This is a genomic window from Streptomyces sp. TLI_053 (assembly GCF_900105395.1).
Classification (GTDB): domain Bacteria; phylum Actinomycetota; class Actinomycetes; order Streptomycetales; family Streptomycetaceae; genus Kitasatospora.
Genome location: NZ_LT629775.1, coordinates 2,146,000 through 2,158,284, shown reverse-complemented (window position 1 = coordinate 2,158,284; position 12,285 = coordinate 2,146,000). Strand labels below are relative to the sequence as shown.

General features: G+C 72.4%; 9 protein-coding genes. 8 read left to right on the top strand and 1 reads right to left on the bottom strand.

What is annotated here, in order from left to right; all coding sequences use genetic code 11:
- Positions 1–20 precede the first annotated feature (20 nt).
- A complete protein-coding gene (locus BLU95_RS08440) occupies positions 21–968 on the bottom strand; it encodes a terpene synthase family protein (RefSeq protein ID WP_093859444.1) in 948 nt (315 codons plus the stop codon).
- Between the two features lie 293 nt (positions 969–1,261).
- Between BLU95_RS08440 and BLU95_RS43890 the strand changes: the two genes are divergently transcribed.
- The 8 genes from BLU95_RS43890 to BLU95_RS08405 all read left to right on the top strand — a co-directional run bounded on the left by BLU95_RS43890 (position 1,262) and on the right by BLU95_RS08405 (position 12,280).
- On the top strand, positions 1,262–2,800 hold the full coding sequence (locus BLU95_RS43890; protein WP_231978416.1) for an ATP-binding protein: 1,539 nt from the start codon (positions 1,262–1,264) through the stop codon (positions 2,798–2,800).
- Positions 2,801–4,354, top strand: a complete 1,554-nt coding sequence (locus BLU95_RS43885) for a hypothetical protein (protein ID WP_231978414.1) — start codon at positions 2,801–2,803, stop codon at positions 4,352–4,354.
- A 369-nt stretch (positions 4,355–4,723) separates the two neighbouring features.
- The gene (locus tag BLU95_RS08430) at positions 4,724–5,809 is read left to right on the top strand and encodes an aldose epimerase family protein (protein WP_093859443.1); all 1,086 of its coding nucleotides are present in this window, start codon (positions 4,724–4,726) and stop codon (positions 5,807–5,809) included.
- Positions 5,810–6,128: 319 nt separating this feature from the next.
- Positions 6,129–7,406, top strand: a complete 1,278-nt coding sequence (locus BLU95_RS08425; protein WP_093859442.1) for an extracellular solute-binding protein — start codon at positions 6,129–6,131, stop codon at positions 7,404–7,406.
- Positions 7,407–7,516: 110 nt separating this feature from the next.
- On the top strand, positions 7,517–8,521 hold the full coding sequence (locus BLU95_RS08420; RefSeq protein WP_093859441.1) for a carbohydrate ABC transporter permease: 1,005 nt from the start codon (positions 7,517–7,519) through the stop codon (positions 8,519–8,521).
- A 151-nt stretch (positions 8,522–8,672) separates the two neighbouring features.
- Positions 8,673–9,470 (top strand): sugar ABC transporter permease, encoded by a 798-nt coding sequence (locus tag BLU95_RS08415; RefSeq protein WP_093859440.1) that lies wholly within the window; start codon positions 8,673–8,675, stop codon positions 9,468–9,470.
- A 58-nt stretch (positions 9,471–9,528) separates the two neighbouring features.
- Positions 9,529–11,235, top strand: a complete 1,707-nt coding sequence (locus BLU95_RS08410) for a glycoside hydrolase family 13 protein (protein ID WP_093859439.1) — start codon at positions 9,529–9,531, stop codon at positions 11,233–11,235.
- 25 nt (positions 11,236–11,260) lie between these two features.
- Positions 11,261–12,280, top strand: coding sequence for a LacI family DNA-binding transcriptional regulator (locus BLU95_RS08405; RefSeq protein WP_173862018.1), 1,020 nt, complete (start codon positions 11,261–11,263; stop codon positions 12,278–12,280).
- Positions 12,281–12,285 lie beyond the last annotated feature (5 nt).

Here is a 12,285-nt window from a genome sequence, read left to right as displayed (position 1 = left end):
GGGGAGCGGGCGAGTCGCCGTCAGGCCTCCTGGTAGCGGCCGGTGCGGCGCTCCCAGCTCAGGTAGCCGGCCAGCCAGGTGACCAGGCCGTCGGCGTAGCGCTGGGCGACGATCCGCTCGACCCGGGCCAGTCCCAGCTCCCGGTACACGTCGGGCAGCCGCTCGTACAGCTCGCGGCACCGCTCGGCCATCAGCTGGGCCTCGGCCATCACCACCGCGCAGGCCGACTCGGCCGAGCAGTCCCGCTCCCGCTGGACGATCATCACCAGGTTGTTGACGTCGCCGCGCGGGGCCTCCAGCGGGAACGACCGGACGTCGTTGGTGAGGGAGGGGATGTCGGCGGCGAGCTGGCGGATCTGACGCAGCACCGGGTGGTGCAGGACGGCCGGCGGGACCTCGAAGTGGCCGAGCCGCTCGACCATGTCGAAGATGCTCTCCATCGCGGCGGTGCCGCGCCGCAGCACCTGGTAGCCGGCCCGGTCGGGAGGGCGCGGGCTTATCCGGCCGGCCGCCTCGGCGGGGTGACTGGCCAGGTAGTACTCCCAGTTGTACGCGGCGCGCGCCTGCCAGCGGGCCGGCATGCCCTGGACGCTGCGTTCCCAGAGGTCGGCGAACGCGGTCTCCACGGGCGAGTCCCGGTCGGGCCGGGCGCCGTGCAGGACGGCCACCAGCCGGTCGCAGAGGGGGGCGACCTCGGCGGGGCGGCGGCCGAGCGGTCCGTCGAACTGGTCGTCGAACAGGAAGTAGAAGCCCATCAGGTCGGCGGCCAGGGCGAGTTCGTCCGGCCCGGCGTCGGGGTAGCCGAGGGCGGCGAGGTCGACGACCTCCCAGTGCGCGTAGGACGGGTGGGTCGGGTCGGCCAGCAGCGGGTGGCGGGTGAGCCAGGCGCGGTGCAGTTCGGTGGCGTACGGCCCGTGGGCACTGCGACGGTACGGGAACGGAATCTGAAGTGATGCGTCGTCAGACATCGGACTCCCGGAGCTGCGGAGGGTGGGGGAGGCTAAGGTATTACTGCTGTCGGTGGGGGAGTTGGGGTTGCGCGGCCGGTTGGTGACGGATTGGCACGACATGATCAACTTGGCCTGCGGGCCGTAGAGTATCCGATGCAATGATCCGACGTTAGGGATATAGGGCAATTGCCCTCGGCAAGCTTGCCGAACCCTCGATCTCGGCCCCCGCCTGCGTGAATGCGCTCCACCACACCCCCGGCGGCGCTACTCTCGGCTCCACGAGCAGGGAACGGCGAGGCGGAGGCGCGACGGTGACCGAGCGGCACAGCGAATTCCGAGCGGAGGCGACGACCGGCGCGCGGGAGGCGGAAGGCGCCCCCAACCGGGTCAGGTTGCGCGACCGCGACGCCGAACTCCGCTCCGCCGAGGCGGCGGTGGACAAGCTCTGCCGCGACTTCGCGGCCGGCGGCACCGAGATCGGCGAACTCCTCACCTTCTCCGGCCGGCCCGGCATCGGCAAGACCAGCCTGCTGCACGAGGTCCGCCGGATCGCCAAGCTGCGCCCCAACGCCACCGTGCTCTTCGCCCGTGGCGGCGAGCGCCAGTTCAACGAGCCCTACCACGTGCTGCGCCAGCTCCTCCAGCCGGTGCTGGGCGGCCTCGCCGCCGGCGAGTTCCGCCAGGTGATGGGTACCTGGGAGGAGGTCGTCGGACCGGCCATGGGCCTCAAGCAGCCCAGGAAGGGCGCCCGCCGCCTCGACCCGCAGGGTGTCCGGGACGGCCTGGACTTCGTCCTCACCCAGCTGGCCCCGCGCCGTGCCCCGCTGGTGATGCTCGTCGACGACCTGCACTGGGCCGACCTCGAATCCCTCAGCTGGCTGGCGCAGTTCGCCGTCCGGGCGCGCGAACTTCCGGTGCTGCTGGTGTTCGCCTACCGCGACGACACCGCCGACTGGCAACAGGAGTCCCAGGACCACCACCGCGCCGTCGCCTCGCTGGCCACCCGCCGGCACGAGCTGAGCCGGCTCTCGCTGGTCGCCGTCACCGACATCATCCGCGCCGAACTGGGCGACCGGGCCGAGGACGCCTTCTGCTACGAGTTCTGGAACGTCGTCAACGGCAATCCGTTCGAGGCCGTCGCCCTGCTCGACCAGGTCCGCGACCAGGAGCTCGACCCGGTCGAGGAGAACTCGCTCCAGCTCCGCGAACTCGCCGTCGACGCCACCGGGATGACCCTCAAGTCCTGGCTGGACCGGCTCGGCGCCGCCACCCTGCGGTTCGCCTGGGCCGCCGCGATGCTCGGCACCGACATCCGGCCCGACCTCGCCACCCGGATCTCCGCCCAGTCCACCGAGGGCGCCCGCGAGTCCGTCAAGGAACTGCGCAAGCAGCGCGTCCTGACCGTCACGCCGAACGGCAACCTCGAGTTCGTCCACCCGCTGATCGCCAGCTCGATCTACAACACCATGCCCGAGGCCACCCGCACCGGCATGCACGGCGTGGCCGCCGCCGAGATCGAGAACGCCGGGCTCGGCCTGCTCGCCGCCTCCCGCCACCTGGTGGAGACCTTCGCGGGCGAGGGCGACGACCGCACCGTGCGCAAGCTCCGCCGGGCCGCCTCCGAACACCTGCTGATCGGCGCGCCCGAGGCCGCCCAGCGCTGCCTGCACCGCGCGCTCGCCGAACCGCCGGACGACCAGGACCGCGCCGAGGTGCTCTACGAGCTGGGCTGCTCGGCGCTGCTGACCGACCCGGTCGCCACCGTCAACCAGCTGAAGCTCGCGCTCGACCCGGAAGAGGGACCGCTGCGCCCCTCGCTCCGGGTGGACGCCACGTTCCGGCTCTCCTAGGTGCTGGCGCACAGCGGCGAGCTGCGTCAGGCCGCCCTGGTCTGCCAGCAGGAGGCCGAGCACACCTACGGGGACCCGGCGGGCCGGCTGCGGCTGGAGGCCGCGTCGTTCATGTGGCACGCCTTCCGGAAGTCCGAGGAGAACGGGCCGGCCCGCTCCGCCCGGCTGGGCGACCTGTGCGACAGCCTCACCGGGCGCGAGGCCGCCGACCGGGCGGTGCTGGCGCTGCGAGCCTGGGACCTCACCCTGAGCGGCGCGCCCTCGGCCGAGGTGCTGCGGCACGCGGACGACGTGCTGGATAACGGACGGCTGCCGAAGGGGCTCGGCTGGACCGACAACATCTGGGGCTTCGAGCTGCCCGCCACGCTCGGCCTCTCCTACACCTACAACGACCGGATCGCCCAGGCCGAGCGGCTGTTCTCGGACGCCATCGTCCAGTTCGAGGTGGCGGGCTGGTCCGGCGCCCACCGGGGCTTCGCCTACTTCCTGATGGGCCTGGCCCGGTTCCGGCGCGGTCTGCTGGCCGAGGCCGAGGACTTCCTGCGCCGCGCGCTGCGGCTCTCCGAGCGGATCGGCTCCAAGCTGCCGCTGGCCTGGGACGCGGTCGGCGTACTGATCGACACCCTGATCGCCCGCGGCCGCAGCCAGGAGGCCTGGGAACTCGCCCTCGACTTCGGCTTCCACCCGCCGTACCACGCGACCGCGATGGTGCTGCCGGACGCCGCCTCGCTGTACGGCAAGCTGCTGCTCGCCGTCGGGCGGCCCGCCGGTGCGGCGGCGGCGCTCACCGAGGCCGGCGCGCAGCTGGACATCAGGGGCTGGCACAACACCGTCTGGGCGCCCTGGGCGGCGCACCTGGCCATCGCGCTCGCCGAGGACGAGCCCGAGCGGGCCCGCGACTACGCCCGCCGCTCGGTCGCCGACGCGGAGCGGTTCGGCACCGCCTCGGCGATCGGGACGGCGCTGCGGCTGTACGCCCAGATCGAGGACGGCCAGCAGGCGGTCGAGCTGCTGGAGCGGGCGGTGGCGCACCTCGGCCAGTCGCCGGCCGGTTACGAGCACGCCGTGGCGCTGGTCGACCTCGGTGCCGCGCTGCGCCGGGTCGGCCGGCTGGAGGACGCCCAGGAGTACCTGTACCAGGGCATCGAGCTGGCCCAGCACTGCGCCGCGGACGGGCTGGTCGACCGGGCCCGGCGCGAGCTGGCCAACTACGGTCTGCGGCCGAACCGGCTGGGCGACGTGCGGGAGACACTCAGCCAGCCCGAGTGGGACGTCGCCGAGCTGGCCGTCCGGGGTGTGTCGCCGCAGCGGATCGCCGACCGGCTGGCGCTGCCGCTCAGTCTGGTGAACCGGCGGCTGGCCGCGGTCTACCGCAAGGCGGGCAGCGGGCCCGACGGTCTGGCCGCGGCTCTCGGCCTGGTGCCGGAGCAGCGGACGGTCGAGCCGTGGACCCCGGAGCCGCGCGACGGCTCGGACCCGGCGGAGCCCCCGGCACTTCCGGAGCCGTCGGCGCTCCCGGAGCTCCGGGCGGGGCCGGAGCTTCCCGAGCGGTAAGAGCGGTCGGAGCGGCACGAGCGGTCGGAACGGCCCGACCGGTTCTGACGGTTCCCGGCCGGGTGTCGACCGCTTCCGACGGTTCCCGGCCGGGTGTCGACCGCTTCCGACGGTTCCCGGCCGGGTGTCGACCGCTTCCGACGGTTCCCGGCCGGGACGGATCGGGCCCTGACGGCCCCGACGGCCCCGACGGCCCCGACGGCCCTGGAACGCCGGGCGCCGACCCGGCGGCGCGCGCGGACCCGATGAGCGCCCTGCCAACCCCGGGGCTGACTAGGCTTGATGCCGACCCGGGCCGGTACGGAGTCCGGGCGGTACCCCGGTCAAGGGTGGGCACGCACCCCGTGGCCCGCCAGTGAGGAGCAGGCCATGGCGACGCCCCCGGCGAACGGGTCGCGGACCACCAGCGTGCGGCGCGAGCCCCTGGACCCCTCGGGCGCGGGCTCCGCGATCGAGCGGTGGACGCTGCGGGCCGGCCCGTACGAGGCGAGCGTGCTCACCCTCGGCGCCACCCTGCACACCCTGGTCGGCCCCGACCGGGAGGGCCGCCCCGCCCAGGTGCTGCTCTCCAGCGACCGGATCGCCGACATCCTCGGCCCGGCCCGGCACTACGGCACCGTGGTCGGCCGGTACGCCAACCGGATCGCCGACAGCCGGGTCGGCCTCGACGGCGAGGAGCACCCGCTCGCCCCGACCGGTGGCGGGGTCACCCTGCACGGCGGCCCGGACGGCTTCGCCAACCGGATGTGGGCGGCCGAGGAGCTGCCCGGCGGCGTCCGGCTGCGGCTGCACAGCCCGGACGGCGACCAGGGCTTCCCCGGCGCGCTGGACGTCACCGTCGACTACACCCTCGACGCCGCCGGTGAGCTGGCGATCCGCTACCACGCGGTGACCGCCGCGCCGACCGTGGTCAACCTCACCAACCACGCCTACTTCAACCTGGGCGGCGAGGGCTCCGGGGACGTCCTCGGCCATCTGCTCACCCTGGACGCCGACGGGTACACCCCCGCCGACGCGCGGCAGATCCCGTACGGGCGGATCGAACCGGTGGCCGGCACGCCCTTCGACTTCACCTCCGCCCGGCCGATCGGCAAGTCCGTGCACGACGAGCACCCACAGCTGACCGGCACGGGCGGCTACGACCACAACTGGGTGCTGCGCCCCCGCCCGGCGGACGGCGCCCCGGCCCGGGCCGCGCGGCTGGAGGACCCGGTCAGCGGGCGGACCCTGGAGGTGCTGACCACCGAGCCGGGGATCCAGGTCTACACGGCCAACGGCTTCCGCGGCGCGGTCAGCGGCGCGAGCGGGGTGCCGTACGGGCCGTTCTCCGGGGTCGCGCTGGAGACCCAGCACTTCCCGGACTCCCCGCACCACCCGGACTTCCCGAGCACCGTGCTGCGGCCGGGCGAGGAGTTCCGTTCGACCACGGTGTTCCGGCTCGGCACCGCGGACTGACGGGGGGCTGACGGGGGCGCTGCAAGCGCCTTTCACCACGGAGGGTGGCCCCGGCGGCGACTGTCGACCGGGGCGAACCGGACAAAGCGCCACAACTTCCTTGCCTGTCAACTACCGTGCGGCAACGTGAAGGACACGCGGGTGTAACGATCGCGGCTTCTTGCAGAAACTTGCTGCAAGGGGTTTCCGCGACTGTTGCCCCGCTGTTAACTTCCTTCCGAGCCCGGCGGCAGCAACGGTGCGGTCGGCGCGAGGCAAGGCAGCCATTATGCGCCTGTCTCCCACTATTTCGGGCACCCCCACCCTCCAAGGAGTTCTCATGCGGCGTGGCATCGCGGCCTCTGCCCTCGTTGTGGCCCTCGCGGTCTCGATGGCTGCCTGTGGCAGCAGCGGCTCCAGCTCGGACGGCAAGGCCGACGGGCCGGTCACTCTCACCTACTGGGACACCTCGAACGCCACCAACGAGGCGCCGAACTACCAGGAGCTCGTCAAGAAGTTCGAGGCGGCCAACCCGAACGTCAAGGTCGACTTCGTCAACGTGCCGTTCGACCAGGCGCAGAACAAGCTCCAGACCGCCATGGGGGCCAAGGGCGCTCCGGACGTGTTCCGCTCCGAGGTCGGCTGGACCGCCGCCTTCGCCAAGGCCGGCTACCTGGAGCCGCTGGACGGCACCCCGGCCGCCGCCGACTCCGCCAAGTTCCAGCCCAGCCTGATCCAGCAGGCCACCTACCAGGGCAAGCTCTACGGCGTGCCGCTGGTCACCGACACCCTCGGCCTGCTGTACAACAAGGAGATCTTCGCCAAGGCCGGCATCACCGCCGCCCCCACCACCTGGGACGAGCTGAAGACCGTCGCCGCCACGGTGAAGGACAAGGCCGGCGTGGACGGCTTCTGGCTGAAGGCCGCCGACGGCTACTACGCGATGCCGTTCCTGTTCGGCGAGGGCACCGACACCGTCGACGCCAAGGGCAAGAAGATCACCGTCGCCGGTCCCGAGGCCGTCAAGGCGATCGAGACCTACAAGTCGCTGTTCACCGCGCCCGGCACCGCCAAGGCCGACGTCACCACCGACGCCTACGCGCACATGATGGACGCCTTCAACAGCGGCAAGGTCGCGGCGATCGTCCAGGGTCCCTGGGAGATCACCAACATCTACAAGGGCTCGGCCTTCGCCGACAAGGCCAACCTCGGCATCGCCCCCGTCCCGGGCGGCTCGGCCGGCAAGGGCGGCGCCCCGACCGGCGGCCACAACATCTCCGTCTACGCCGGTGCCGACCAGGCCCACAAGGCCGCCGCCGAGAAGTTCGCCGCCTACATGACCTCGGCCGAGAGCCAGGCGTTCATCGCGCAGAAGAACTCCACCCTGCCGACCCGCGACGACGCCTTCACCCCCGAGGTCAAGGCCGACCCCGGTATCGCCGGCTTCCAGTCGGTGCTGTCGAGCGCCAAGCCGCGCCCCGAACTGCCCGAGTACAGCTCGCTGTTCGCCTCGCTGGGCACCAACCTCGGCAAGGTCGTCCAGGGCACCTCGACCCAGGACGGTCTGAACACCGTCGCCACCGACTACGCCAAGCTCCTCCCGGGCTTCACCAAGTAGTCGATCCACCGCAGCCGTCCGGCCCGCCGACCCCCGGCGGGCCGGGCGGCCGGACCCGTAGCAGCAGTCGCCGAAGCGAGGCGGCGGACCTCCCCGAGAAGGTGTCGAAAATGTCAGTCGCCGTGCAGGGCGCCACCGGCCAGGGCAGCCGGCAGCGCGATCCGCGTCCGGGCCTGATGGAGCGCCTCAAGCGCTCGTACGCCAAGCACTGGTACGCCTACGCGATGATCGCACCGGTCGTGCTCGTCCTCGGCGTCCTGGTGCTCTACCCGCTCGCCGAGGGACTCTGGCTCACCCTCACCGACGCCAACAGCCTCAACGCGGCCAGGAAGATCGGCGTCAACGAGATCCCGGCGACCTACCGGTTCGTCGGCCTCGACAACTACGCCGACATCCTCTGGGGTCCCGGCTCCTACGACCGGTTCTGGTCGCACTTCGTCTGGACCATCTCCTGGACCGCCCTCTGCGTCGGTCTGCACTACACCATCGGCCTCGGCCTCGCCCTGCTGCTCAACCAGAAGCTCCGCGGCCGCGCCGTCTACCGGATGCTGCTCATCCTGCCCTGGGCCGTGCCGACCTTCGTCACCGTCTTCTCGTGGCGGCTGATGCTCGCCGACGGCGGCGCCGTCAACGGCCTGCTCTCCGCGCTGCACCTGCCCGAGCCCGGCTGGCTGGACGACCCGCTCGCCCAGAAGGCCGCCGCCGTCCTGGTCAACACCTGGGTCGGCGTGCCGTTCATGATGATCTCGCTGCTCGGCGGGCTCCAGTCGATCCCGGCCGAGCTGTACGAGGCCGCCGAGATGGACGGCGCCACCGCCTGGCAGCGGTTCCGCCACGTCACCCTGCCCGGGCTGCGCACCGTCTCCTCGACCGTCGTCCTGCTCGGGGTGATCTGGACGTTCAACCAGTTCGCCGTGATCTTCCTGCTGTTCGGCGCCAACGGTGCGCCGGACGCCCAGCTGCTGGTCACCTGGGCCTACCGGCTCGGCTTCGGCCAGCAGCCCCGGGACTACGCGCAGTCCGCCGCCTACGGCGTGATCCTGCTCTCCATCCTGATCGTCTTCACCGGCTTCTACCGCCGCTGGCTCGCCCGCAACGAGCGCGCGAACGGCTGACCCGGCGACCGCACGACCACGAAGGAGGCACCCCGATGAGCACCACCACCGACCGACCCACCCCCGCGCCGCAGCCCGTACCGCGGTCCCCGCCGCCCGGCCCGCCAAGATCCGGGGCCGGGGCGAGAGCGGCCCGCTCGCCAAGACCCTGATGCACGGCGCGCTGGTCCTGGCCAGCCTGGTCGCCCTGTTCCCGGTGGCGTGGATCCTCTACGTCTCGCTCGGCCCGGACAAGACCGACTACCTGCACCCCGGCGCGATCCTCGACAAGATCACCTTCTCCAACTACCGCACGGTGCTGTTCGACACCGACTTCACGACCTGGTTCGGCAACGCCTTCCTGGTCTCCGGCGTCACCACCGTGTTCGGCGTGATGATCGCCGCCTCCACCGGCTACGCGGTCTCCCGGATGCGCTTCCCCGGGCACCGGCCGCTGATGTGGTCGCTGCTGGTCACCCAGATGTTCCCGATCGCGGTGCTGATCGTGCCGATGTACACGATTCTCTCCCGGCTCGGCCTGCTGGACAGCTACCTCGGCCTGATCCTGGTCTACTCGACCACCACCGTGCCCTACTGCGGCTGGCTGCTGAAGGGCTACTTCGACACCATCCCGGTCGAGATCGACGAGGCCGGCCGGGTCGACGGGCTCTCCCCGTTCGGCACCTTCTGGCGGCTGGTGCTGCCGCTCGCCCGCCCGGGCCTGGCCGTCGCCGCCTTCTACTCCTTCCTCACCGCCTGGGCCGAGGTCGCCTTCGCCTCCACCTTCATGCTCAGCTCCGACAAGTACACGCTGGCCGTGGGCCTGCAGACCTTCGTCAGCGAGCACGACGCCCAGTGGAACCTGATGGCCGCCACCGCGGTGCTGATCGCGATCCCCTCCTCGGTCCTCTTCTACCTGGTGCAGCGTCACCTGGTGACCGGGCTGACCGCCGGGGCCTCGAAGTCCTGACCGGCCGACGCCCCCACGTACCGACCGCTCCGCCTCCTAGTCCCAAGGGATACCGTCCATGACCCAGAACCTGGCCGACACCTCCCGGCCCGCCGCCGACGCCACCGCTCACGAGGCGGGTGCCGGCGCGGACAGAGGCTGGTGGCGGGACGCGGTCATCTACCAGGTGTACCCGCGCAGTTTCGCCGACTCCAACGGCGACGGCATGGGCGACCTGCCCGGCATCCGCAGCCGTCTGCCCTACCTGCGCGACCTCGGCGTGGACGCCGTCTGGCTCTCGCCGTTCTACGCCTCCCCGCAGGCCGACGCCGGCTACGACGTGGCCGACTACCGGGCGGTGGACCCGATGTTCGGCACCCTGCTGGACGCCGACGCGCTGATCCGCGACGCCCACGCGCTGGGCCTGCGGATCATCGTGGACCTCGTCCCGAACCACTCCTCCGACCAGCACGAGTGGTTCCAGCGCGCCCTGCGCGAGGGGCCCGGCTCCCCGCTGCGCGAGCGCTACCACTTCCGCCCCGGCAAGGGCGAGAACGGCGAACTGCCGCCCAACGACTGGGAGTCCATCTTCGGCGGCCCGGCCTGGACCCGCACCGAGAACCCGGACGGCACCCCGGGCGACTGGTACCTGCACCTGTTCGCCCCCGAGCAGCCGGACTTCGACTGGGACAGTCCGGCCGTCGCCGACGAGTTCCGCTCGATCCTGCGGTTCTGGCTGGACATGGGCGTCGACGGCTTCCGGATCGACGTCGCCCACGGCCTGGTCAAGGCCCCCGGCCTGCCCGACCTCGGCGGCGGCGACCAGCTCAAGCTGCTCGGCAACGACGTCATGCCGTTCTTCGACCAGGACGGCGTGCACGAGATCTACCGCAGCTGGCGCAGGATCCTCGACGAGTACCCGGGGCAGCGGATCGGCGTCGCCGAGGCCTGGACCCCGACCGTCGAGCGCACCGCCAACTACGTCCGCCCCGACGAGCTGCACCAGGCCTTCAACTTCCAGTACCTGGGCACCTCCTGGGACGCCGCCGAGCTGCGCGCGGTGATCGACCTCTCGCTCGACTCGATGCGCCCGGTCGACGCCCCCACCACCTGGGTGCTGTCCAACCACGACGTCACCCGGCACGCCACCCGGTTCGCCAACCCGCCCGGACTCGGCACCCAGATCCGCACCCCCGGCGACCGCGCGCTCGGCCTGCGCCGCGCCCGCGCCGCGACCCTGCTGATGCTCGCCCTGCCCGGATCCGCCTACGTCTACCAGGGCGAGGAGCTCGGCCTGCCGGACGTCACCGACCTGCCCGACGAGGTCCGCCAGGACCCGTCGTTCTTCCGCCAGGCCGGCCAGGACGGCTACCGCGACGGCTGCCGGGTCCCGATCCCGTGGTCCGGCGCCGAGGCCCCGTACGGCTTCGGCCCGGACGCCGGCGGCCCGTCCTGGCTGCCGCAGCCCGCCGAGTGGGCCGCGCTCAGCGTCGAGGCGCAGACCGGCGACCCGACCTCCACCCTGGAGCTGTACCGCTCCGCGCTGGCCCTGCGCCGGAACACCGCCGACCTCGGCGGCGGCCGGGAGGTCGAGTGGCTGGAGAGCCCGGAGGGCACCCTGGTGTTCCGCCGCGGCTCCTTCGTCTGCACCGTCAACACCACCGGCGCCCCGGTCGCGATACCGGCGCCCGGCCGGCTGCTGCTGACCTCCGCCGGCGCCGACCCCCTGGTCGTCGACGGCGAGGCGGTGCTGGCCGCGGACAGCACCGACTGGTGGGCGGTCTGACGTGGTTGCAATAGGCTCTGGGACCGTGACTACGGCGCGACTCTCAGACATCGCGGCGCAGGCGGGGGTCAGTGAGGCCACCGTCTCCCGCGTGCTCAACGGCAAGGCGAACGTCTCCGCCGCCACCCGGCAGACCGTGCTGGCGGCGCTGGACGTGCTCGGCTACGAGCGGCCGACCCGGCTGCGCCAGCGCAGTGCCGGGCTGATCGGGCTGATCACCCCGGAACTGAGCAACCCGATCTTCCCGGCGCTGGCCCAGGTGATCGAGCAGGCGCTGAGCCGGCACGGCTACACACCGGTGCTCTGCACCCAGACCCCGGGCGGCTCCACCGAGGACGAACTGGTCGAGATGCTGGTCGACCGGGGCGTGGCGGGCATCGTCTTCGTCTCCGGACTGCACGCCGACAGCACCGCCGACCACGACCGCTACGCCCGGCTGGCCGGGCGCGGCGTGCCGTTCGTGCTGATCAACGGCTACAGCGAGAAGATCGACGCGCCGTTCATCTCGCCGGACGACCGGGCCGCGATGTGGATGGCCGTCCAGCACCTGGCCGAACTCGGCCACGAGCGGATCGGACTGGCCGTCGGGCAGCGCCGGTACGTGCCGGTGCTGCGCAAGATCGAGGGCTTCACGGCGGCCCTGCGGGAGGTGCTCGGGCACACCCCGGAGGAGGCCGAGGAGCTCGTCCGGCACACGCTGTTCAGCGTCGAGGGCGGGCACGCGGCGGCCGGGGCGCTGCTGGACAAGGGCTGCACGGCGATCGTCTGCGGCAGCGACATGATGGCGCTGGGCGCGATCCGGGCGGTCCGTCAGCGGGGCCTGGCGGTGCCGCAGGACGTCTCGGTGGTCGGCTTCGACGACTCGCCGCTGATAGCTTTCACCGAGCCGCCGCTGACCACCGTGCGCCAGCCGGTGGAGGCGATGGCCACCGCCGCCGTGGACGCCCTGCTGGAGGAGGTCGGCGGGAACGCCGCCCAGCGCGGGGAGTTCATGTTCCAGCCGGAGCTGGTGATGCGCGGCTCGACCGGGGGCCGCGCACGCTGAGGAGA

Coding starts and splice junctions, on each gene's coding strand:
- BLU95_RS08410 (WP_093859439.1), top strand. CDS start 9,529: ATGACCCAGAACCTGGCCGACACCTCCCGGCCCGCCGCCGACGCCACC.
- BLU95_RS08415 (WP_093859440.1), top strand. CDS start 8,673: ATGCACGGCGCGCTGGTCCTGGCCAGCCTGGTCGCCCTGTTCCCGGTG.
- BLU95_RS08420 (WP_093859441.1), top strand. CDS start 7,517: ATGTCAGTCGCCGTGCAGGGCGCCACCGGCCAGGGCAGCCGGCAGCGC.
- BLU95_RS08440 (WP_093859444.1), bottom strand. CDS start 968: ATGTCTGACGACGCATCACTTCAGATTCCGTTCCCGTACCGTCGCAGT.
- BLU95_RS08430 (WP_093859443.1), top strand. CDS start 4,724: ATGGCGACGCCCCCGGCGAACGGGTCGCGGACCACCAGCGTGCGGCGC.
- BLU95_RS08425 (WP_093859442.1), top strand. CDS start 6,129: ATGCGGCGTGGCATCGCGGCCTCTGCCCTCGTTGTGGCCCTCGCGGTC.